17 protein-coding genes are annotated in these 22541 nt (G+C 61.1%); 6 read left to right on the top strand and 11 right to left on the bottom strand.

All coding sequences use genetic code 11. From position 1 onward, the window contains the following. Positions 1-180: 180 nt before the first annotated feature. From KEC45_RS01535 to KEC45_RS01525, 3 genes are all read left to right on the top strand, one after another. Positions 181-714 (top strand): cupin domain-containing protein, encoded by a 534-nt coding sequence (locus KEC45_RS01535; protein WP_252171364.1) that lies wholly within the window; start codon positions 181-183, stop codon positions 712-714. A gap of 131 nt (positions 715-845) precedes the next feature. After that, positions 846-1229: a hypothetical protein gene (locus KEC45_RS01530; protein ID WP_252171363.1), complete on the top strand. Its 384-nt coding sequence runs from the start codon at positions 846-848 to the stop codon at positions 1227-1229. 11 nt (positions 1230-1240) lie between these two features. Next, positions 1241-2542: an FAD-binding oxidoreductase gene (locus tag KEC45_RS01525; RefSeq protein ID WP_252171362.1), complete on the top strand. Its 1302-nt coding sequence runs from the start codon at positions 1241-1243 to the stop codon at positions 2540-2542. A 192-nt stretch (positions 2543-2734) separates the two neighbouring features. Here KEC45_RS01525 and KEC45_RS01520 read toward each other — a convergent pair whose 3' ends face one another. The 3 genes from KEC45_RS01520 to KEC45_RS01510 form a co-directional block, all read right to left on the bottom strand. Continuing rightward, positions 2735-4159, bottom strand: a complete 1425-nt coding sequence (locus KEC45_RS01520; protein WP_252171361.1) for a class I adenylate-forming enzyme family protein — start codon at positions 4157-4159, stop codon at positions 2735-2737. 91 nt (positions 4160-4250) lie between these two features. Beyond that, positions 4251-5693, bottom strand: a complete 1443-nt coding sequence (locus tag KEC45_RS01515; RefSeq protein ID WP_252171360.1) for an aldehyde dehydrogenase family protein — start codon at positions 5691-5693, stop codon at positions 4251-4253. A 349-nt stretch (positions 5694-6042) separates the two neighbouring features. Next, entirely contained in the window at positions 6043-7608 is a 1566-nt protein-coding gene (locus KEC45_RS01510) for a TonB-dependent receptor (RefSeq protein ID WP_252171359.1), read from the bottom strand. A gap of 42 nt (positions 7609-7650) precedes the next feature. Between KEC45_RS01510 and KEC45_RS01505 the strand changes: the two genes are divergently transcribed. Together KEC45_RS01505 and KEC45_RS01500 are read left to right on the top strand one after the other, a co-directional pair. Continuing rightward, complete coding sequence (locus KEC45_RS01505) at positions 7651-8223, top strand: hypothetical protein (protein WP_252171358.1); 573 nt, start codon at positions 7651-7653, stop codon at positions 8221-8223. Positions 8224-8316: 93 nt separating this feature from the next. Then, positions 8317-10272: a sigma-54-dependent Fis family transcriptional regulator gene (locus KEC45_RS01500; RefSeq protein ID WP_252171357.1), complete on the top strand. Its 1956-nt coding sequence runs from the start codon at positions 8317-8319 to the stop codon at positions 10270-10272. Positions 10273-10307: 35 nt separating this feature from the next. On the opposite strand, the gene KEC45_RS01495 is transcribed toward KEC45_RS01500, so the two are convergent. The 8 genes from KEC45_RS01495 to KEC45_RS01460 all read right to left on the bottom strand — a co-directional run bounded on the left by KEC45_RS01495 (position 10308) and on the right by KEC45_RS01460 (position 21119). Further along, the gene (locus KEC45_RS01495) at positions 10308-10670 is read right to left on the bottom strand and encodes a hypothetical protein (protein ID WP_252171356.1); all 363 of its coding nucleotides are present in this window, start codon (positions 10668-10670) and stop codon (positions 10308-10310) included. A gap of 169 nt (positions 10671-10839) precedes the next feature. Continuing rightward, positions 10840-11310 carry a cupin domain-containing protein gene (locus KEC45_RS01490; RefSeq protein ID WP_252171355.1) on the bottom strand — a complete coding sequence of 157 codons (471 nt, stop codon included), beginning with the start codon at positions 11308-11310 and terminating at the stop codon, positions 10840-10842. Between the two features lie 29 nt (positions 11311-11339). Continuing rightward, a complete protein-coding gene (locus KEC45_RS01485; protein ID WP_252171354.1) occupies positions 11340-12677 on the bottom strand; it encodes a c-type cytochrome in 1338 nt (445 codons plus the stop codon). A gap of 73 nt (positions 12678-12750) precedes the next feature. Continuing rightward, complete coding sequence (locus KEC45_RS01480; protein ID WP_252171353.1) at positions 12751-13959, bottom strand: hypothetical protein; 1209 nt, start codon at positions 13957-13959, stop codon at positions 12751-12753. A 27-nt stretch (positions 13960-13986) separates the two neighbouring features. After that, positions 13987-15297: a hypothetical protein gene (locus KEC45_RS01475; protein WP_252171352.1), complete on the bottom strand. Its 1311-nt coding sequence runs from the start codon at positions 15295-15297 to the stop codon at positions 13987-13989. 68 nt (positions 15298-15365) lie between these two features. After that, positions 15366-16709, bottom strand: a complete 1344-nt coding sequence (locus KEC45_RS01470; RefSeq protein ID WP_252171351.1) for a DUF1552 domain-containing protein — start codon at positions 16707-16709, stop codon at positions 15366-15368. A gap of 13 nt (positions 16710-16722) precedes the next feature. Further along, a complete protein-coding gene (locus KEC45_RS01465; protein WP_252171350.1) occupies positions 16723-18474 on the bottom strand; it encodes a DUF1592 domain-containing protein in 1752 nt (583 codons plus the stop codon). 161 nt (positions 18475-18635) lie between these two features. Next, complete coding sequence (locus KEC45_RS01460; protein ID WP_252171349.1) at positions 18636-21119, bottom strand: TonB-dependent receptor; 2484 nt, start codon at positions 21117-21119, stop codon at positions 18636-18638. A gap of 609 nt (positions 21120-21728) precedes the next feature. On the opposite strand from KEC45_RS01460, the gene KEC45_RS01455 reads away from it, so the two are divergent. Next, on the top strand, positions 21729-22418 hold the full coding sequence (locus KEC45_RS01455) for a TetR/AcrR family transcriptional regulator (protein WP_252171348.1): 690 nt from the start codon (positions 21729-21731) through the stop codon (positions 22416-22418). Positions 22419-22541: the final 123 nt, after the last annotated feature.

The following is a 22541-nucleotide window of genomic DNA, read 5'->3' as shown; positions in this document are numbered from 1 at the left end:
ACAACGCATCACATATATGATGGATCGCACAGTCGCCTTGTCAGGAGCCGATGCTCCTGTTCATATCCCGGCTCATTCACAATGGTGCAACGGAGCCACAGCGAGCCAGGCCAGCGCCGATATCAGGAGGGCGCGGCGATTTCGGATCCGGGAAGCGCCCGATCACGCAGGAGAGCGGATGTGACTAGGCTTGTGGTTACCGGCGAGCGGCCCGATGGTTCGGCGTGCATTCTGTCCGACAAGGACATCGGGTTCGAGCGCTTGGGCGGCGGGTTCGGCTTCACCCAGCTCTGGGGAAGTGACACCCCGCCAGCTTTCCCCAATGACGGCGCGGCACCATGCTTCCAGGCGCTGATGCCGCCCGCCGGCGGGTATCGCTTCTCTATCATGCAGATTATGCCCAAGCATATCTTGTCCGACGCGAACAAGGGTGGTCCTGTCGAACTCAGCGCAGCCGTCCGCGACATGTATGCGAATGCCGGTATCGACGCTGTCGCCACAGGCGAGGCCCCCGGCATGCACCGGACCGATTCGGTCGATCTCGGCATTGTTCTATCGGGGGTCGTTACGATGGAACTCGACACCGGCGAAAAAATCGAACTCCGCGCTGGCGATGCCTTCGTACAGAATGGCACGCACCATAAGTGGTCCAACGAAGGCAGCGAATCTGTCGTCGTGGCGGTAGCGATCATCGGCGGCGATCCGCGCGTATAGCAGCGGGGCACCTGCCCGATCGCCCGCTCGTGCGGGTGCCTCTTACCAGCCGCCGAAGAAACCGGTCCCCACGGCGTGGCTCGGTATTTCGCGCTTCTCCGGCTCGCCCGAATCCGCCAGATTTTGCCAACTTGCGATACGACGCCGGCTTTTTCGATCCACTGGGGCGGATGTGCCTTGGCAGCAATGCCTTCGCGTGGATGATGTCGGAAGTCCGCGACCTGGCAAATTGCATTTGCAACGGGCGCCTCGTCGTCACCCAGGAGGGCGGCTACGAAGAGTCGAGCGTCCCGTTTCATGCGCTGGCGACGATTGAGGCGTTCTCCGAAGACAAGTCGGGTTTTGATAACCCGATTGCGCACTACGGCGCCGATCCTGACGGCATTCCGTCGCCCGATCAGGCGGCCGCTCTGCAAAAGGCGTCGGATACTCTGATCAACATGAGTCAGTTCTGGCCGAAATCCGACCAGGACATTTTAAGAGGGCGGCTGAACTCTGTTCGGCCGGCCAGATGAAGGATCGCGTCATGAGCAGCCCCGTCGACCGTGCCCTTTGCGAAGCAAGCCTGACGCCCTTCTGGCTGGACGATGCCCAACGGCCGCAAGCCGAACGGGCACTGACCGCAGATGTCACCGCGGATCTCGTGATCGTCGGAGGAGGTTTCACGGGGCTTTGCGCCGCAGTGCAGGCCAAGGAGGCACACCCGGAAAAGTCGATTGTCCTGCTCGAGGCCCGTGAAATCGCCGCGGGTGCTTCAGGGCGTCCCGGCGGGATTATCTCGACATCCGTGATGCACGGACTGAGGAACGAGGCGAGCGTCTTTCCTGACGATGTCGAGGCGATTGAACGCCTTGGCAAGGAAAATCTCGACGGATTTCGCGCGGCCGTCGAACGCTTTGGCATCGATGCCGATATTGAGTGGAATGGCGAAATGACCGTGGCTGTCTCGGCCGACGGTCTCGAGAAAATCCGCGACGAATACGAACCCCACCAGTCGCACGGCCATGACGTGGAACTCCTCGATCGCGAGGAGACGCAGAATGAGCTGCGTTCGCCCGTTTTCGAAGGAGCTATGTGGTCCCGCCAGCGGAGTGGGATTGTTCATCCGGCAAAGCTGGCGTGGGGCCTGAAGGCGGCGGCTATCGGGCTGGGCGTGCGGGTATTCGAGCATAGTCCCATGGAAGCGGTCGAAGACCATGGAGACGCTCTTGTAATTGTCACCCCCGGGGGGCGGGTTGCTGCGAACCGGGTGTTGTTCGCAACCAATGCCTGGACAGCGGGCCATCGCAAGATCAAACGCCGGGTCATGGCCATGAGGGACCGCGTGCTTGCCACAGCGCCCCTCACGGACGAGCAGCTTGGCCGTCTCGGATGGAAGAACCGGCAAGGCGTGTACGATACGCGCGCGCAATTAAACTACATGCGTCTCACGCGGGATAACAGGATCGTGTTCGGCAGGAGCGTGAGGTACTATTTCAATGGAGACATCAATCCCGCAGTAGACCAGGAACGAGAAAGCTTTCGCGATCTTGTCTCGAGCTTCTACGAGAAATTTCCGCAGCTGTCGGACCTCGGCATAACGCACCTCTGGGGCGGATCGATCGACTATTGTTCGCGCTTCTCGGTGTTCTTCGAGCGATTGTTCGGTGAAAAAGCTGTTTATGTCGGGAGTACACAGGCTTCGGTGTCGCTGGGAGCCGATTTGGCGCGCGCATCGGCGTCGCTCTTCTCGATGGTTCGGATCTTCCGGAGCTCAAGCTGGAAATCGTCACCGGCCGGCCCAACGTCATTCCGCCCGGACCCCTTCGCTGGATCGGGGCGCGGCTGACATTCCGGGTTCTGCAGGACGTCGACGCCAAGGGCGGCTGGCGCCGGACCTGGCTGAAGCTCGTCGAAAAGCTTGGCTTCCCGCTCGGATAGCCTTGTTGGACCCGAACGAGTCGGGCCCGCAGCCGCCTTGCGACCGCGGGTCTTTCCCCTTTCCGCAACTCGTTTCCTGTCGCGCCGGAGCGGAGTTCGGTCAGACCGGCGTCTGGTCGAAAGCTGCCTTGCCTAGAAGTCGGCGCAGAATCTTGCCCGACGATGTTTTGGGCAGGTCGTCGACAAAACTGATGCTGCGCGGGATTTTATAGGGTGCAAGCAAGCCCCTACAATGATCCACGACGATCTCGGCGGTCAGCGAGGCACCCGTTTCGCACACGATGAACGCGTGCGGGACCTCGCCCTTGTCGGGATGACTGTCGCGGCCCACGCCAACCATGGCCACGCCGGCCAAGCTCGAAATGGCACGTTCGATCTCGGCGGGGTAGACATTGTTGCCCGACGTTAGAATGACGTCCTTCATGCGATCGATGACGAAGACCTGGCCTTGGTCATCGATGCGCGCAACATCTCCGGTCGACAGCCAGCCGTTTGCGTCGAGCGTTTCGCGCGTCGCCTCCGGGTTCCCGAGATAGCCGATCATCACGGTCGCCCCGCGAATTTGCAACTCTCCGGCTTCCCCTGACGCCGTCGGCAAACGGGTCTCGGCATTCACAGTCCTGACTTCCATCCCCGGCAGGGCAATGCCGATCGAGCCGAGGGTGCGCGGGCCGGTCCAGGGGAATGTTGTACCAAGCCCGCCGATTTCGCTCATCCCCCACAATTCAAGGAGTGGGCAACCAAGGCGAGCCTCGACGGCCTGCATCTTGTCGACCGGCATCGTCTGGCCGCCGACCGTACAATATTGAAGCGTTCCGACGTTCGTACGCGGCAAGGCCGGCGAGTCCAGAAGCCGGTAATACATGGTGGGAACGCCTTCGAAGCGCGTCGCGCGATGCAACTCGATCGCCTCCAGAACCGCTTCGGGAGCAAAGGCAGGTATCAGCACCAAAGTGGCCCCGGCAATAATCGAACCGTTCATCACCACATTGCCATACACATGGGCAAGCGGCAGGGCCGTAACGGTCGTATCAGCTGCCGAGCGTCCGTGCATGAGCCCTGTGAGTGCGGCGTTCATCAGAACATTCCGGTGGCTCAGCATCGCACCTTTCGGGCGCCCCGTGGTACCAGACGTATAGCAAATCGTCGACAAGGCATCCGGGTCGCTTACACCGGCCGGATCGATCCCCTCGCCGGTCGATGAGAGGAGATCGATTTCTCCGAAGTCGACAGTCTCGATTCCGGAATGAACGGCGTCTGCGGCTGCGAGGCTGTCGAGCCGGCCCCGATCGGCGAAGATCAGTTTCGCTCCGCAGTCGCTGAGAATATAGTTGACCTCGTCAGGCGTCAGCAAGGCGTTGATCGGGTTCACCACCGCGCCCACGCGAAGCGCGGCATGGTAGGCGACAATCCATTCCCAGCCTACAGGACCATAAAGGCTGATCACATCCTTTGTGGCGACCCCTCGGACCCGCAGGTCGCGCGCGAGGCGCGCGACCTTGTCGTCGAGTTCGACGAAGCTCATCTGCGTATCGCCGCAGATGATCGCAACCTTGTTACCGAAAACCCTAGCGCGCGAGGTTACCGTGGCGAGGGTTTCGTCATACAGCATGGCTTCAAGCTCCGCTGGACGCCGGAACCCGTCTCGTCACGATCGTCTGGGAGTTCGTGTATTCCGCGAGACCTTCGAGCGAGTTTTCGATCCCGACACCCGACTGTTTATGCCCACCGAATGCGACATGCGGCGAGAAACTGTGGATTTCATTGATCCAGACCGTGCCGGCCTCGATGCGCGAAGCGATCTCCTTGGCCTTCTGGCTATCGTTCGACCAGACCGACGCGGCCAATCCATATTCCGTGTCGTTTGCCCGCGCGACGACGTCTTCCAGATCATCGAATTTCAACAGAGGGAGGATCGGGCCGAAGGCTTCTTCACGCACGACGCGCGAGTCTTCGGGCGGATTGTCGTAGATGGTAACCGGCACGAAAAATCCGGTTCCGTCTTCGACCTCGCCACCGATCAGCGCCTTGAGTCCCGACGCCTTGGCGTCGACGAGCAAATCCTTCACCTTTTCGAACTGCATGCGGTTCTGGATCGGCCCGAGATCCGTTCCCTGTTCCGCCCCGTCGCCGACCTTGACGGTCTTCGCATAATCGACGAGCGCGTCGCGCAGTTCGTCGTAAACGTCGGCATGAACATAGAGCCGCTTGGCCGCGACGCAGAACTGGGCGCTGTTCTGGAATGCCGCCCAGAACAGCTCCTGCGCAACCTTGGCCGGGTCGACATCGGGTAGCACGATTGCGGGATCGTTGCCGCCAAGTTCGAGGGTGATGCGCTTGAGATTACTAGCCGAGCTCTCCATGATCTTGCGGCCTGTCGCAGTCGAGCCGGTAAAGCTGACCTTCGCGATCCCGGGATGCCCGGTCATCCATGCGCCAAGGTCGTTGCCGCCCGACACGATGTTGAGCACGCCTGCCGGAAGGATGTCGCGAAGGATTTCGCCGAGCTTCAGAGTGCATAGCGGCGTGTAGGGCGACGGCTTCAGAACCATCGTGTTGCCCGCGACGAGAGCGGGAGCAATCTTCCAGATCGCGAGCAGTACAGGGAAGTTCCACGGCGTGATTCCGCCGACGACGCCAAGCGGAACACGGCGTGTCTCGACGGTCCTGTCATCGCTTTCTTCCACGACATGCAAGGGCAGTTCCTGCTTTGCGATTTCGCGGCACCAGATTACCGATCCACCGATTTCCCACTCCGCGCCAGCGCGCGCCTTGCCCTGTTCGCGGGTCAAGAGGCGCATGAAATCCTCCGCATGGGCCTCGATAGCATCTCCGATCTTCGACACAAAAGCCTGGCGCTCCGCGACCGGGCGCGCGCTCCATGCCGGAAACGCCCGACGTGCAGCATCGACAGCTTCGTCGAGTTGCGCACGGCTTGCGTCAGGGACCTGAGCGATCACTTCCTCGGTCGCAGGGTTGATGGCTTCGATCGTGGCGGCCGAGACTCCGGCGCGGCCGTCGATCGTCATCGTATAATCGTCAAAAAAGTTCACTGGCATCACCTTCCCGATTGTATCTCGATGCGCCAATCCGGTTCTCTCCTCATCGCTGCGCGGCGGTAAGCGGACCGGCTGGTACGCCAAGGTAAGAAGCAAATTACATGCCAAGGCAGCGTTTCACTGAACATCGCGGCAGAATGACTTCCTTCCGCCCATTATGAACATTTTTGCTCTTCGCGTTGTTCAGTAAGTGGACAGCTGTCCAGCCGGGCTAAGCGTCCGGACAGGGGCATGTCGCACCCGGGAGATCGGGCACGGGCCGACGATGATCGGCTCAGAAGTCAACCGCGAGAAATGCGTTGACCGTACACTTGTCCCCGAAGTTATAAGCGTTGCTGCCTACGATCATCTATCCGTTGCTATTCGTCAGGTTGCGCAGTTGCAGCCGAAGCAGAGCTGGAAAATTGCCCAGCTTGAAAGCGTAGCGAGCCCCCAAATCGAGGTTCAGATATGGATCTGTGCTCACGACCTTGTCCCGGGACGAGGGCCGGCGCCCGGTCCAGGTAAGCGACAGGTCGAGCGAAGCGCCGTCGAGCCATGGCAGACGATAATCGACGTCGCCCGTGAAGGTGACCTTTTCCTGCCCGAGCGGCCTCCTCCCAACGCGCCCGAGCTCGACAGCTTCGCCTGTGACCTTCGGGTCCATGACCACCGCGCCGGCGACGATGCTGACCTGCTTTGTCGGGTTTGCCGTCATGCTGATTTCGAAACCACGATGCCTGACCTGACCGAGCGCGGTGAAAATATTATCCTCGTCGGTGCTGAAATAGGGCTTGGTGATATCGAAAGCGCCTGCAAGCAGGCGCAATCCTGGGGCGACGGATAGCCTTACTCCGACGTCGATCTGCTTGGTTCGGATGGCCGGAAGCGCTTCGTTGCGATTGGCAGCATTTCCCGGCGCCGTTCCGCTTTCCTCCAGGCCGCAGGTGTAGCTGCCGTAAACGGCAATTGCCGTGTAGGCGTGAATGGCCAAGGCGGCATTGAAGAGCCAAGGTTTGTCTATCGCCCTTGTGTCGGGCACAGTCCCGGGGAAGTCTACGCGCTTGTCATAATCGGTCTTCTGTAATCCGAGACTGAGCTCCCCGACATTTCTCCACACGCCATTGTAAGACAGCCCAAGTGTCATCTGCCTGACTTCGGTTCGATCCTGCTCTCCGAACTCTAATGAAGCTGGACGCGGAACCGGAAACTTGTCTCCAAGCTTGCGTTCACCAAGGTCTGTCGGCTCGGCGGCGCCGCCATATTGGCTCTGGACTTTTCGGGCTCGAACCGCGGCATGAACCAGGTGGCGGCGATCGCCGTTGCCCCACCCGTACGTCAGCCGGATTTCGCCGCTGCTGGACGCAGACCGATTTCCCGGATCGGCCGTCACTTCCGCTCTTGCCTGTCCGTCGGTAGAATCGTCGAGATAATCCTGGTAGAAATTTTCCTCACTCTTCGAGATCGATCGGAAGAGACCGGCCGATATCGACCAACTGTCGGAAAGCCGGACCTTGCTGATCAGGCTGAAGTTGTCGTTCCGGCTATCCTTCTGCGCCCAGTCCTGACCAAAGTAGCGGCGGCGCGGAAGGTTGGTCGGAACGAAAGCCCCGGCGGTTGTGAAGGTCGAAGCCACCTCTTCATCTTTGAGCGTCGACATCGACCAAAAGGGGATGACCTCAATGCCATCGGCCGGGCGCCAGCGAGGAATGACCGCCGCACTGAACGCCCTCCCGTTCGCACCATCGGAATATTCGTCGTGAGAAAGCGCGACTCCAAAGGCAACGCCGAGCTTGTCTGCCGACAAGGGCAGCTGTGCGTCGATCTCGACGGTTGGCGAGCCATATGCGAAGCTGCCCGCAAGAAAGGGATCCCAACCGCCATCACGCTTCCTTTTGCCCTTTCGCTCCGGAACATTCCCGTACCGGAAGAGCATCTCGACCTTGCGTCTTCGACGCGCTCGACGCTCTGGTGGCTCATGGTCGCCATCGTTGCGATCTTCGGCACCGGCTCAAACGCGGTCTGGCTGCACTATGAGCACCTCGGCGAACTTCGTGGATTTTCGTTTCGCGAGCTTGTGACGCTCACGACGATCGGCGGGCTGCTGATGGTGATCACACCTGTCATCGCGCTCAAGATCTTCGAGAAGATCGGAGGCTTCCTGCCGATCATCGTCGGGTGCGCGCTCCAGGCCATAATCGTTGCACTTTATCTCACCAACCCGTCGCCGACCATTTTCGCGGGATGCATCATCGCCCTGAACATCCTGATCTGCATCCTTCTGCCGTATGCGCGCATGCTGGGGGCCAACCTCGACAGTTCGGGACGCATCGCCGCCGCTGCTGGCGGCGGTGACTTCCTCGGATCGTTCGCCGGACCGCTGTTCGGCGGGCTATTTACGGTAGGCCTCGCCGGGAACGGGCAGTTTCTGTGGGGCCTCGTTTCGACCTTCTTCGTAGCCGCGGTGCTTTGCGTCGTTGCGCAGCGGCACACCAAAAGACATGCGAGGTATTGGCGCCACCCGCCGGTCGAAGCGCCGCTGTTCCGATGAAGCGGGGGTTTTGCGACCGCAATCGAATCGCGCCGAATCAGGATCTTCGCGCCGCGCCGGCACCGGCTTCTTCACGTCAGCTATGGACAAGCGATGAAAATTGTCGTTTCCTCAAGTTTGGTGACGGGCGCTACCGAAACAACGCGCCCGGACTGGAGAGGCTGGCACATGCGTTCACTTCCTTACGAGGGGCAGCAGATTCGGCGCGCGCAGTTCGCGTTTATGGACGGGCGCGAACTGCCGGCGGGTCTCGTTTCTCACAATGTGCAACGATCCTGGGAGCGACTGAGGCAAACGGGCGCCACACCAAAGGACCGCGCACGCTTCGAGAGAAGCCGTATTCCCTCCCACCTCCTCGACGATCGGGGCAACCGCAATCTCTTGTCCGCAGCGACCCCGGAAATGGAAGCGCTGCATGGTAGCCTTCGTTCAAAGTCATGGTCGGTTCTCTGCATCAACCCCGCGGGAGCGATCATCGGAGCGCTGTGCGACAATCTGGGTGCGCCCGCTGAAATCGTCGGCCCGCTGCGCGCAGGCCACTCGGTGATGGAGCATGACATCGGCACGAACGCACCGGCAATCGCGCTCCTCGATCGCGAGCCGGTGGTCGTACAGCGTGCCGAACACTTCCTGGTCGATCTCGATACCTATGTATGCGCGGCATCTCCGATTTACGGCGTCGATGGCGAGATTGCCGGCGCCATCGATGTGACGGGAAGCTCGGTTCATCTCCATGATGCCATTCTCGAACATGTTATCCTTGCGGCGCACGCGATTGAAAATCGCATGTTCTCCCATATCCGCGACGTTCGCCTCATAGCCCTCCATTATATGCCAGAGTTTCTTGGCACGCCGTCCGAGGGCATTCTGGCCGTGACCGACGACGGTGCAATCACCGCAGCGAACAGGGCCGCGTGCCGCATGCTCGGTACGTCGCGGCAAGAGCTGGTCAGGCGCTCGCTCGAGGAAGTTTTCGAAGGCCCCGCTCATGCCATAAGCCATGGGCCCGAGGCCCCCCGTGCCGTTCTCGGCAGGGCCGGGCGGCGCTATTTCATCCGCACTGCCCTGCAAACCCCCGTCACCGAACTTCCAGCCCGGCCGAGGGCCGCTATGCGCGCGCCACCGGCGCCGCAGGCGATCGATGTCGGAGATCCCGCAGTCGCCAAAGCAATTGAAAGCGGGCGGAAGGCGATATCCAGGGGCCTGTCGCTCCTGATCCGGGGCGAGACCGGCAGCGGCAAGGAAGTGCTAGCGAGAAGCTTGCACAGCAAGGGCAAGCCTTTCGTTGCCCTGAACTGCTCCGCGATACCGGAGAGCCTGATGGAGGCTGAGCTGTTCGGCTACGCCGACGGGGCTTTTACCGGCGCAAAGAAGGGTGGATCGATCGGAGCGATCGAGCAAGCCGACGGAGGGACGCTATTTCTGGACGAGATCGGCGATGCGACGCTTGCGCTCCAGGCAAAGCTGCTGCGCGTACTTCAGGAAGGTACATTCTGCAGACTTGGCAGCCGCCGAGAGGTTCAGGTCGATGTGAATGTGGTCGCGGCGACCCACCGGGATCTGAAACAGATGATCGCCGAGGGAAGTTTTCGAGAGGATCTCTACTACCGTCTTAACGGCATTTCTGTTCGCCTGCCGCCGCTCAGGGAGCGGCAGGATATCGAGCAGCTGATCGACGACATTCTTGGCGGCCTCCACCATGATGGCACGGCTTCCACATTGGCACCCGATGCCCGTGCTGCCCTGTTGGCGTATGACTGGCCGGGGAACGTAAGGCAGCTCTCGCAGGCGCTCGCTGCTGCGGTAGGGCTTTGCGACGACCCTGAGCGGATCACCCTAGAGGATTTTCCGGCAGATTTGCAGGAAGAGCTTCTCGAACCGCGCAGTCTGGCCGTCGCCGATCATGCCGGGAGCCTTCTCGAGAACCAGGCCGACTGCATCCTGAAAATGTTGAACGAGACGAACAACAATGTCTCGGAAACGGCACGGAGGCTGAAAATATCTCGCACGACGGTCTATAGCCACCTTAGCCGCATTCGCGCGCATTGACGATCATCATCGTCGGCGCAGAGGCCGACCAAGCGCTAAAGACCGGACGCGACAAGCCCCGCGAGATCTTCCGATCTCGCCCGGCGCCAGCCGGCGTCGGCGTCGGGGATGAGGACGGAGACGCCGTAGCTGATCCGGCCGGTTCTAACTGCGACTCCGTCGCCCCACCAGAACGACTCGTCCCCAATCGCCAGCGGCTCGAGCGCGTGCGGAATCATGCCGTCCTTCGCGGCTGCCCGGAAGGCATGGAGGAATTTGCCGGGGTCACGACCGTTCGGCCAACGCATGGCATTCAACAAGATGAGCCGCCGCGCCGACGACCGGCTCGCGGATTCGACGTGAACTTCCCAGACGCAGGTTGACGAATAGGCTCCATCCCTGGTTGGACCATCGTCCATTCGCTTGCCTGGCCCCACGCCGACTTCGAGTGTGACCGCTATGTCTTCGCGAGCGAGCAAGTGGCATGCATCGATTGTCGGCGCCTTCGATGAACAGCCGGCAAGGCCCCCGACCGCCAGAATCAACAGGGCCGGATCCCGACCTAGCTTTGTCCTGAATAGCGCCATCTCAGCCGCCGGGCGGCGTCTCTCCATATTCGACGGCGATGAACTCGACATCGGTGAGCTGCCTCCAGATGCCGTTAAATCCTCGTGGAATGAGGATTGCATCGCCGTCGCGATAGCGCGTTACCGTTCCGGCTTCGTCCACGATTTCCACTTCGCCGACCATCAGCTGCATGAACTCGTCGACGGGCCAGTCGCGGAGCGGGAGTGTCATCTTCGCATATCGTTTTACCGAAGCCAGTAGTTTGCGATCCTTGGATTCATATCGCGGGACCGCAGTGTAGGAAATGGAAGGCTGCTTCGCATCGCCGGGAACAGCAGGCGCCAGATCCAGCGTCGACGCCGGCTGCCCTTCAAGATCGGAAAGCTTGAGCTGGGTGATGTGCCGGGTGCCGCCGCCCTCCGCAGCCAGGGCCGGCTGCGACACCGCAAGGGCGGTCAGGGCGGCGAACAACTGGAGTCTGGAACGTCTCATTGGATTTCTCCTCTTGGGGACCGGGTCGATCACCGTTGCTTTTGGACCTGTTTGGCCGAGACCGGGCTGGCACGATTCCCGAAGCTGGCGCGCAGATATGTGGTGAGGTCGGCGATCTCCTGGTCGTCGAGCTTTGCGTCGAAGGACGGCATGTCCGGTCTGCTGACCGAAGTCTCCAGGCCGGGAGAGATATCGGGACCATAAAGAATGATATTAATAAGCGAAGCGGGGTCGGGCGCCTGAGCCATCGGACTACCCGCTAGCGACGGCGCGGTCTGGCGATCACCTTTTCCACCGAGGCCATGGCACGAACCGCAATTCGCTATGTAGGAGAGTTCGCCTGCCTTGAACCGGTCCTTGTCTACGGCCTTCGGACGATCATAGCTCCGCGGCGGCAACGCCTTCAGATAGGCCGCGATGGAGCGGATGTCCGATTCGGGGAGGTGCCGCGTGCTGTTGAGAACGACCTCGTTCATCGGACCCATGAGGAATGCCTTGGAAGAGGTCCCTTGAGTCAGATATTCCTCGATATCTTGCCGGCTCCAGCTTTTCAGGCCGGACGAATGCTGGGTAAGGTTCGGCGAACCCCACGACCTGACGTCGCCTGTACGCACATGGTCGTAGAAAGTGCCGCCGGCGAAGGCGAGATCCTCTTTCTCCGCCCCCAGCGTGTTGCGGGGAGTATGGCACGCGCTGCAGTGGGCGAGAGCGGACACAAGGTAATCGCCTCGCTTCTGCTCGGCCGTCTGGCCCGATTTGGCGCGAAAGCGACCGGGACGGAAATAGAGCTGCTTCCATCCGAGCAGCGACAGCCGGAAATTGAGCGGGAACTTCATCTCGTTTTCGGGCGGCACATAGGCAACGGGATTGAGCGTGCGGATGAACGCGTAGAGGGAGCGCACATCCCGGTCCGACAATTGCGTGAAGCTGGTGTAGGGGAACGCAGGATACAGATGCTCGCCGTCGCGACCGATGCCTTCGCGCATTGCGCGGACGAATTCGGCTTCGGTCCATTTCCCGATGCCCGTTTTCGGATCGGAGCTGATGTTTGTCGAGTAGATTGTGCCGAAATCCGTATAAAAGGGCACGCCGCCCGCAAAAGGCTTGCCCTTGTCGGCCGTGTGGCAGCTGAAACAATTGCCCGCCAACGCCAGCACGCGCCCGCGTTCGGCATCTTGCGTCCGGGCCGGCTGCAAAATCTGATGCGTGGTGTCGATCGCACCAGCCTTCGCAGCCGGGGGAATGCCCGGACCCATTCGGCTGAACTCATAAATCGTCCAGGCTGCCAGGAGCAGGATGGCGACTGCGAGCCCAACAAGCAATTTTCTGCGGCGCATGATCGATGCGATGCCAGCGGAAATCTTCATTCTACGCCCCCTAGGCGGCCGGTCGGGGCGTGGTCTGCGTTCGTTAGACCGATCGCCACACGCCGGACCGGCCTCATTTTGCTTTGTCTTCTTCCGACATTTCGGCTTTTGGTTTGACCGCTCCAGGCACGTTGGAGACAAGCGGCGGGGTCGTCCGCCGAATGCCGCCCGTCGTCGCAACCAGCTTCTTGTCTATTGTCGCGAGAAAGGCAGGAACCGCCACCACCGAGTAGGCCGAGGAAATCAGCATGTTCTGCCCGGTCTTCGGATGAGGGCCATAGTCGGCAAGCCGCTTGAAGGAATGGAAGAGCCCGGGGATGTCGAGGCCAATGTTTCCCTCGCCTGCCGATGAAGCCATGTAGAAGAAATCGAGCCACGGCTGGTAGCCGCCGATGAACCCCTCCATCGATCCGTCAGGCTTGAACCGGAGGGACACCTGCGTTCTGTAGAGTCGCAAGGTCGTAAAGATCGGAGCTTCGCCTTCAAGCTTGAGCTTGCCCGGGGCGATGGTGAGAATGCCGTTGCGGACCGTTCCCTTGAAGACGCTATGCGATCGCGATCCGCGTTCCAGCATATAGGTGGCGTCGTGCAGGGCGCCGCCCGAGGCATTGCGTCGCACATGCTGAAGAGCGCGATCGAAGGTGACCGTCACCGGTCCGTCCTTTCGCAGGTTCGGTCCAGAGACAGAGACGACCCAGGCCGGCATGGTGTCGGTCATCGTGTCCCACATCACTTCTTCGTAGAATGGGCGGACAGGCCAGGTAACGTCATAGGCCTGAAAGCAGCCGACCACGCGCAGGAGCTGATTGTCGATGCCTTTGGCGCCGGAGTAAGGATCTTCGAACCCGGTCGCGAGGTTGCCGTCGAGATTGAATCCGGGCGCATAGCGGCCCGCCATGAGCTTGATGCCGGGATCAACGGCCGCGCCCGGATCGTTGAACGGATCGACAACCTTGCCCCCTGGGCCCCGCATGAGGTTAAGCTCGCGCTGCTTGCGGCCTTTGTGATCCTTCCCTTCCTGCAGGATGTAGGCGATCTCTGATGACGAATATCCGAGCCGTTGCAATTGGCGGCGCTGGATGTCGATACTCGCCCCATTCCCTCCGCTCTTGCAGTTGGTCGGATGCGAGAATGTCGCGGTACTAAAGGTGCTGATCACGAAGCCTCGCGTTTCCGCGCGAACAGCTGTTGGCGCGGCCAGTGCCAGCAGCGAACCCATGGCGACAGCGACTCCTCGTGCGCCGGCCGCGCCCGAAAGCAGCCGCTTGATGGTGGCTCTCATCAGATTATTCCCTTCCGACGTGCGCGCTCATGGAATGGCAGCGTGCCAGAAGAGCCCCGCTCCTCCGCCAAAGCCCGACTGGACGCCCGCTTCCTCAAAACTGTATCTGTCGTTCTTGCCGACAATATAATCGTAGACATTGTTGGCGCTGACGACGCCCGGCTTTTCGCCTTTTCGGGTATAAAGCGCGTAGCCTTTATAGGCCCACTGCTTCTTGCCGTCCTTGCGCTTGTAGACTTCCCAATATCCGGAACTGACGGCGTCGGAGGGCGCGAGAAACGGCTGCCACTCGGCAAGGCAAGCTTTGTCACAGCCGCCTGCGCCGAGCTTTTTTCCGGTCGCATAGTCGTTGTTGAAACCGTTGCGGGCGTTGCGGCCGCCCCAGCGGAATTCGAACGGATGGCGCGTATAAAGGGTATGGCCGTCGGATGTTGCGAGAACGGCGCCGCGCCCGGCCACGATCTGCGTTTTGACATTGGCCGGAGCGAAATCGCGCTGCACCATGGCGACGTGCCATGACGTCTCGCGGCCAGCCCCCTTGGCATCTCCCGGCTGCCGGTCCGACGAATAGGTGTACAGCGGATTGCCGTTGAAGGCCCATTGGCGGGTGCCGTCCGCACGCGCAATCGTGGTAATCGGGCCAACGTCTTGCGCAAGCGCGGAGGCAAGAACCGGACTCCACTCCTGCAGGCAGCGCCCCTTCGCATTTTCGCAGGCGCTGTTGTCGTCCTCGACGTCGCCCGTGAATTCGTAGATGGTGGCTCCCTTACCATCGACCAGCGTGTTGCCCGAGACATTGGCAACCCGCTGGACCGCAATGAAGGGCGGCGTCTTGAGGATCGTGGTCGGTTCGTAACGGACGAGGCGCCACCCCTTTGGCGGCAGCGGACGATCCTTCGGGATACTGCAGGTGTTGAACTCGGCGAGCTTCGCGCTCTCGCGCTGCTTGCAGACGATGTTCTCCGCGATCGCGCCGGGCTCGGTTTCCTTTTTCCAGGTGTAGAGCGGGCGTCCGCGATAGCTCCACTGCTGCTTGCCGTTGGCAAGGTCGACCAGCGACCAGGACTTGTAGCTCCCGGCGTCTTCCGGCGCGACGAGGGGCTGGAACTGCGCGCGGCACTTGCCGGTGCATGCCGCCTTGTCCTTCTCCGTTCCGACGAACTGGAACAGGCTGCGGCCCTTGTCATCGCCAAGCCGGGTCCATTGGTATTCGGGTTGCGAGGCAAAAAGCGTGAAAGTGACGTCGACGGTCGTGATTCCAGGCGGCGTCGAGAGTTGTTCGCCGCTGCCGGCGCCAGACATCGAACAGGATGCGAGCGCCCCCGCGGCTGCGAGCACCGCCCCGATCCTCGCGGCCGCGGCGGCGCTTCGCTTGATCCTCGCCAGGGTCTTTACCTTGCCCCCGATCACACGAGAAGCTCCGTGAAGGGCTTCGAGGTCATGTTCGATTCGCGGCCCCAGCTATCAACGCTGATGCCCAGGGCATGCTGGATGGTGAGAGGAAGACGGCTCACCGTATCGCCCTTCGCATTGACATGGTAACCGGTCCGCAGGCGGCCGTTGGCACTGCCGGCAGTGAAAAGGGGGAACTCCTTCATGGAATGCAGCCGGGCCTCGCCATGATCGGTGTAGGCAAACACCAGACTGCGATCGAGCAGCGTGCGGTCCCCTTCCTTCACATTGTCTAGCGACTGGATGACGTAAAGGAACGCTGCCATATTCTGGTCGGAGAACCAGCGCGACATCTTCTGGTAGCCGAGCACCGGATCGATGGGCTCCTCGTGCGTGTAAGTGTGGTGACCCGTGGGGTCACCGGCCTTGCGAAGGCCTGACATCCCCTGCGAGATGCTGAGGTTGAAGACCCGCGTCTGGCCGCAGGCCAGGGCATGAGTCAGCAGGTCGATGAAAAGATTGTGCCGGTGCATCGCGTCCTCGATGACCGTCCCTTCCTTCTCGCCCTCGGGCCTCCCGGCTACGGTACAGGCCTCTAGCGGTGCCGGGCGCTGGAGCTCGAACGAGAGCTTCTTTTCAAGATCGCGAACCGAAGTGAAATATTCGTCCAGCTTTGCGCGATCGTCCGCACCGACCATCGTGACGAGCTTCTTGCGCTGTTCGGTGATGGCCGAAAGCGCGCTGTGCCGTACCATCGTCTTCGTGTCGGGCTTGAAGTTCGCGGCATTGGGATTGACGAACTCGGGGCCAAAAATGCGGCCATAAAGAGACGCCGGCGAAACGATCGACGGATTCATTCCGCTATCTCCTCGCGCGCTCCAACTCGATTTTGTATCGCCGTCGCACGCGACCTCGATCGAACGGAAGCGGGTCGTGGGCTGCAACTTTGCGAGGATCGCCTGATCGAGACTTGTGCTATATCCGGCGCCGGTCGGCGCGACATAGCCCGTCATGATCCCCTGCGCGCTCGAATAATGATTCTGGTTTACCTTGCCGTCGAGAAACACCTGCATGCCGCTGTAGACGTTCATCTTGTCCTTCACGGGCGCGAATAGCTCGAGCTGCGGCGTTAGCGGGAAATTCGCTCCCGTTGCTGACGGCTGCCAGAAGCCAGGAGCGAGACCGAGGCCGTAGAACCAGGTGCCGAAGATCGTCGGTAGCGTGGTATTGGTCGCCGCATAGGCTTCGCCGTTCACATCGAACATCGAATCGAGGAACGGCAGGGCAACGGTGACCGCCGCGGCGTTGAGCGAGCCGCGGAGAACCATGCGGCGCGAAATGTCCAGGTCTCTAGTCACGATCTTACTCCCTTCATGTTGTGGGGCTTGCCGGTTTGACAGGGCGCCCGTGACCGGCGGTCAGGACGGGCCGGGCTGGCAGCGGTTTGCGCGGCCGAATGACACGATACATGTCTTCGTCGACGGCGATCGCCGTCATCAGCGACCGGACGCGATATCCATTATTCGCAAAGGTTTCCTTGAACTGCTTGAGATTGCCGAGATCGCTCCCGGTCGGCGCCTGACTTGTTGCGTAGGCATAGACGCGCTTGACGAAGCAGGCTGGCACCGACGGATCGTTATACAGCGCCTTGGCGAGACCGTCGGCGTCCTTGTAATGGACGCCGTTGAGGTCGCCGTGGGTGTCGATGACTGCGCCATTTTCGGTGGTGCGGAACTCACCGGCAGCGTCGAAGTTCTCGAGCGCAAGCCCGATCGGATCGGTGATCTTGTGACAGCCGGCACAGGCTGGTTGCGCAGCGTGCAGGTTCAGCCGCATCCGGGCCGTCTTCAGGGTCGGGCTGCTGATATCCTGCACGAGGCTGAAATCGACATCCCCCGGCGGCGGCGGCACTTTCTGGCACAACAGCAATTCGCGGAGGGCTTTACCACGGTGGGTAGGCGAGCTGCGGCCGGGGTGTGAGTGGAGAGCCACGAAGCTGATGTGAGAGAGGATGCCCGGACGTTTGTCGCCGACTGAAAACTCGTAAGGCACCCACGGATCGACCGCGCCGTTCTCGATGTCGGTTATGACAGGGACGCGGTAAATTGCACCGAGCGCCGGCGTCAGGAATGTCTTGCGCGTCGTGAAAATCTCGCGGTAATCGCCGTCGTGATAAACGAGCAGGTCGAGTATCGTCCGCATCGTCTGCTCTCTCGAGTCGGCGCCGATGCTCGCGGTGAATTTGGGGAAGAGCGTCGTGTCCTTGCTGAGCGTCGCGAACTGGTCGAACCCGAGAAGATCCTCGAAAAAGGCCCGGACTCCATTTGCGTAAAGTGGCGAGGCAATCATGCGCTCGACTTGGTCCTCGCGGCCCGAGGCGCTGTCGAGATCGCCATTTTCTGCAGCGTCGAGCAGCTCCGCGTCCGGCGGACCGTTCCAGAGGAAGAAGCTGAGCCGCGACGCCTGCGAGTCCGGCGTCAGGCGGAACACGCCGTTGCCATCGGCCGCCGCATGTTCGAAGCGGAACAGGAACTGCGGGTCGATGAGGAGATTGCGAAGGGCGACCTGCATTCCGTAATAAAAGTCCTTGGAATCGCCGGTCACCTCGGCGGCGACGGCGACATAGGCCTTGAGCTCCTCATCGGTGAGCGAGCGGCGCAGCAGCAGCCGGCCCACCTTCGAGAAGAATTCGCCCGCGCACTTGTCGTCCGGCCGGTTCGTCGCCTCGGGTTTGCATGGCATGGTCGATGCCCGCATGGTCGGGTCGAACACTTGCTGGGCGATTCCCGCCGCCATGGCATCTGCAGCTTCGAGCCCTGCCGAAGTGATGCTCACCTGACCGGCCCCGACGGCCAGAAGACCATCCTCACGCACACCCGGCTCGACGAACTGCCCTTCGATCTTGACCGCGGGTCCAAAGATGCTGGCGATTGTCTGGCGATATTGGTCCGGGCTGAGCTTGACCATGCGCGTATATTCATCGCCGGACTTCGGACGGTCCTTGCCCGCAGCCCAGTCGGGCGCGCGCAGAAAAATGTTCCAGAGGAGAAGCGCCGCGACAAGCAGAATGACCGCGCTTCCAAGCGCAACGACTCTGTACCGACCCTTAGCAGGCAACCGCATCATACTCTCCCAGGCAGCGCTCGCTTAAGTGAGTCGCCCACTATGTCTTCGTAATCCCCGCCATTTGCAGGGTCAATTGAAACTTGAGGATTCGTCGAGTTTCAATTGGCCGATGCAAGCTGGGACCGGCCGCGGAGCATGGCCGGTCCCGCGCCCGCCCGTTAGCGGCGGTAACTGACGGTGACGCCCACTGTGCGAGGCCGCAGCGTGAAGCCCCGGAAAACCGTGTTTCCGGCATCGCCGCTCGACGTGCGATACCTCGGCGTCGCATCGAACACATTGTCGACATAGGCCGTCAGATCGACGTCGCCGAGCGCCACGCCAAGCCGCAGGTTGAACTCGTTCGATGCGGCATCGGGAATGGCGTTCGCATTGTAGGATGCAGCTAGCGGATTATTGATCGTCGAGGGCCGCTTCCTGCCGGCATATTGATATTCGCCGCGCAGATAGACGTCCTTGCCGGCGAGGACCGTGTCATACTGAACGCTCGCCGACACACTCCAGGGTGTCACGTTCGGGATGGAATCACCCTTGGCGATGATCAGCGGCTGGACGCCGTTCGCGTCGGCCCCGCCGAGGAGGTCATCGCTGTATTTGGCGTTCACATAGCCGGCTGCCGCAGCGACGGTCAGATTGTCCACCGGACGGACGGTAGCGGCGATATCGAAGCCATCGATCTTCGCGTTCGCGGCGTTGAATACGACCGATCGATTGCAGCCCAAGCCGATGTAGACCGCGTTCTGAATGCCGGTCCAATCGATATGGAAGGCGCTCGCGTCGAGCGAGAGGCGATTGTTAAAAAGACGATTCTTGGTGCCGACCTCATAGCTCCACAGCGAGTCCGAATCATAGCTGTCCGGCGGCTCGGAAAAGCCAGCGTCGGCCAGGCCCGCATCGCAGCGGTCCGGGAGCGGTTGGTTCACGCCGCCGCCACGAAAGCCCTTCGATGCGGTCGCGTACAGCAGACTGTCCGGGGTTGCCTGCCACGAAATGTTGAACTTCGGAGTGATTGGCGATTCCGACTGACTGGCCGTGAACCCCGAGAGGGTCGAGGTGCCCGCATAGGGTCCGCCCTGAAGCGAGGTTGCGACCAGCTTGTTCTTCGAGAAGCGTGCGCCCACGGTGACGGTAAGATTGTCGAGGATCTTGTAGTTGAGTTCTCCGAACGCGGCATATTGCTTGTCGATGAGCTTGTCGTACGTTTGATAGGCGATCTGCCCGTCGATCAGCGGCACCCCGAAGAAATCGACATAGTTCGGTACGCCGAAGAGACCGTTTGTCAGCTGGTTGAAAGTGGTCTCGTCGCCAAGGACAAAATCTTCCGATACGCCCTTGGAATGCTGATAGAAGAGACCCAAGAGCCATCCGAACCGCGAGTCCGGATTGTTCGACTGCAACCGGAGTTCCTGCGTGAACACCTTCTGGCGGTTGGGATCATATGCCGCTGATGCGAAGTAGGGCGCACCCGGAACCCATTCGCTCATCGGGGTGAGAACCTGTTCGCCGCCCGCAGTAAGCTGCACCACCGCCGTCGTGACATCATAGGTGTTCGGGTTTGAACGGATGAAATAGGACGTGTTGGTTGCCAACGTCGCGAAGTCGAAATCAAATTCGGTCGCGAGCGCGGGGAGCCACCAGCGGTCGCGCTTGGGTCCATCGACGACGTCGCCGTTCCGGAACACCCCTTTCTTTGGATCGGAGAAGAATTCCCAGAAGTCGGAGGCGCTGTTCTGATAGGTCTGCTGGAAATAGACGCTGGGCGTGATGCGGATATTCTCCGCGGGCTTCGCGGTCACGGCCAGGCGAAACGTGTAGGCATCGCCCCAATTGGCATTCTTGTCGCTTCCGGCCCGGCGATTGAGACCAGCCTGCTCCGAAAGATACTGCTGCTGGAGTTCCGGCCGCGGAATGCGGTCGATCCAGCCGCCTTCGCGGGTGTAGCTGGCACTGATGCGGAAACCGAGCTTGTCCTCGATGATGGGAGCGCCGACTGCGGCCACGGTCTCGAAATTGGCTTCGCCATAGTGGGTGAAGGACACGTCGGCGCGCCCATAGACCTGAAGCTCGTCGAGGCTCGGCTGCGGCGTAATAAAGCGAATGGCGCCGCCCATCGAACCGGACCCGAAGAGCGTGCCCTGCGGGCCGCGCAGAACTTCGACGCGTTCGAGGTCGAGGATGTTGGGAAAAGCGTTCGTCGCCGTGAAGCTCAGCCCGGCCTGCCGGATCTGGACAGGCGTGTCGTCGATATAGACACCCGTCGTTGCAGCGCCGATCGTGGACGAGATGCCACGGACCGCGATGTTGCTGGTTCCATCGCCATCCCGGCGCAATGTCACGCCAGGCGTGTTCTTGACGAGGCTGTCGACCGTCGAAACACCCTGAACATCAAGTTGCTCCTGTGAAAAGGCCGCGACGCTGACAGGAATTTTGCTGAGAGCTTCCGCCTTGCGGGTTGCCGTCACGATGATGTCATTCGGATCGGCCATGGCCGACTGGTCGTCGGCCTGCGCGGCCGCTTCGGTTGGCGCGTCCTGTGCATGAGCGGCTGGCGTGCCCAGCGCCAGCGTCAAGATGGCGATCGAAACCGAAGCCATGAGGCGGCGGCGCATCGCGTTCGATGCCCCATAATCAAGATGCATTCCCATTTTCCTCTCCCTGTTTTGCTTGTTTTGGTTTTGACCCGGGCCTTCAACGGCGCCCGATGCGCGATCTTCTCCTCTGGGGCCCGAACGGGCGCGAAGTCGCTCCGACAGCCGTGACCGAAGAATCGTCGGGAATGGCGCGAGCGGCAGCCGTGAGCGCACGGCGGACAAATTCGCGTGCGTCCGCCAAGAACATCATACCCCGGCCCCCTTTCCCTGACTGCGTTGCAAGAGTGACAAAGCAAAGGCTGTGCCAATTGTGCGCCGGGCAGAATTTGTCTGGCGCATCTTGCGTCAAAAGCCCGTTCAAGGGGGGCAATTCACGCCATGGCCGGGCAGCAAGATCGGTGGATGCCGCAGCGTCCACCGCCTGCTGTTCAATCTGTTCAGCGGATGCAGGCGGGTGTTCAGGTTCCGAACAGCGAACGCCCTGTCCGGGGAAAGCTCGGTCCGAGACAGGGGGCTTGAAAGACAGCAAAGGAGAAATGGCGCCAGGTTCCGCGACGGCCCCGCATGGCACGTACTTGCGCGGGCGGCCTGCGCCGCATAGTTTTCCCTGGCGCGGCCTCTTTTCATCAAGGCGAGTCGAAACGCGCCGAGTAGAAAGTTCCCATGATCGAAAAGAGGGGCCGTACACGGTCCAAACCCAGCCCGGCCAAGTCGGGATCAGAGCGCGGCATGCGACGAGTTCCGACCCAAGGTCGCGGCCATGAACGTGTTGCCGAAATACTCTTGGCTTGCCGCGACCTTCTCGGCAAATATCCATTCGACAAGGTCTCGATTGCCCAGATTGCCAAGCAATCGGGAATTCCGGTCGGGACGATCTACTTCTTCTTCCCGGATCGCACCGCGATATTTTGCAGCCTGATCCGGACAGTGCTCGACGAGATCGCCGAAAGTGTCCAGCAGGCGGCGGCCAAGGCTCCTGATGTTGACAAGCTTCTCGCCGAAATCGAGCGCGACTTCGCCCGCATATGGAAAGAGTATGCAAGCATTCTCGACCTGTATTTTGCCTATCGCTCGATCCCCGAAATCGAGACCTATGAAACGGAAGTCAACCAGCCGAGCAGGGATGCGGTCAGCGGGCGCCTGCTCCAGTGGTTTCCCTTGCTCGATCAGCGGGAGGCTAACATGCTCGCCATCCTGCTGGTTTCGCACATCGGGACCGGGCTTGATGTCGCTTTCCAGTTTCCCGGTGCCGAACGCGACTGGGTGCGTGAGGAGTGGATGGCCATGCTGCGCTCCTATGTTTCGGCGACGTCCTGGTTCAAGGCGGACGGGAAGCTGGCCGCCAGCGCATAGGCGTGTATTCGAACCCATAGACACATCCCTGATCCGACATTCGGCCCCCTCCCGGCCACGTCCGCCCGGCGTCCATCGACTGGCGCATCTCTTGCATATCGTCTTCGGCGATAGCGCGACGCC

This window comes from Sphingopyxis sp. USTB-05 (assembly GCF_023822045.1).
Classification (GTDB): domain Bacteria; phylum Pseudomonadota; class Alphaproteobacteria; order Sphingomonadales; family Sphingomonadaceae; genus Sphingopyxis.
The sequence above is the reverse complement of the archived record's forward strand: the minus strand, read 5'-3'. Positions and strand labels throughout refer to the sequence as shown.

Excerpts from the sequence above, each read along its gene's own strand:
- KEC45_RS01500 (WP_252171357.1), top strand. The coding sequence starts at position 8,317 with ATGAAAATTGTCGTTTCCTCAAGTTTGGTGACGGGCGCTACCGAAACA.
- KEC45_RS01505 (WP_252171358.1), top strand. The coding sequence starts at position 7,651 with ATGGTCGCCATCGTTGCGATCTTCGGCACCGGCTCAAACGCGGTCTGG.
- KEC45_RS01460 (WP_252171349.1), bottom strand. The coding sequence starts at position 21,119 with ATGGGAATGCATCTTGATTATGGGGCATCGAACGCGATGCGCCGCCGC.
- KEC45_RS01515 (WP_252171360.1), bottom strand. The coding sequence starts at position 5,693 with ATGCCAGTGAACTTTTTTGACGATTATACGATGACGATCGACGGCCGC.
- KEC45_RS01490 (WP_252171355.1), bottom strand. The coding sequence starts at position 11,310 with ATGAGACGTTCCAGACTCCAGTTGTTCGCCGCCCTGACCGCCCTTGCG.
- KEC45_RS01455 (WP_252171348.1), top strand. The coding sequence starts at position 21,729 with ATGATCGAAAAGAGGGGCCGTACACGGTCCAAACCCAGCCCGGCCAAG.
- KEC45_RS01520 (WP_252171361.1), bottom strand. The coding sequence starts at position 4,159 with ATGAGCTTCGTCGAACTCGACGACAAGGTCGCGCGCCTCGCGCGCGAC.
- KEC45_RS01485 (WP_252171354.1), bottom strand. The coding sequence starts at position 12,677 with ATGAAGATTTCCGCTGGCATCGCATCGATCATGCGCCGCAGAAAATTG.
- KEC45_RS01510 (WP_252171359.1), bottom strand. The coding sequence starts at position 7,608 with ATGCTCTTCCGGTACGGGAATGTTCCGGAGCGAAAGGGCAAAAGGAAG.
- KEC45_RS01465 (WP_252171350.1), bottom strand. The coding sequence starts at position 18,474 with ATGCGGTTGCCTGCTAAGGGTCGGTACAGAGTCGTTGCGCTTGGAAGC.
- KEC45_RS01480 (WP_252171353.1), bottom strand. The coding sequence starts at position 13,959 with ATGAGAGCCACCATCAAGCGGCTGCTTTCGGGCGCGGCCGGCGCACGA.
- KEC45_RS01525 (WP_252171362.1), top strand. The coding sequence starts at position 1,241 with ATGAGCAGCCCCGTCGACCGTGCCCTTTGCGAAGCAAGCCTGACGCCC.
- KEC45_RS01495 (WP_252171356.1), bottom strand. The coding sequence starts at position 10,670 with ATGGACGATGGTCCAACCAGGGATGGAGCCTATTCGTCAACCTGCGTC.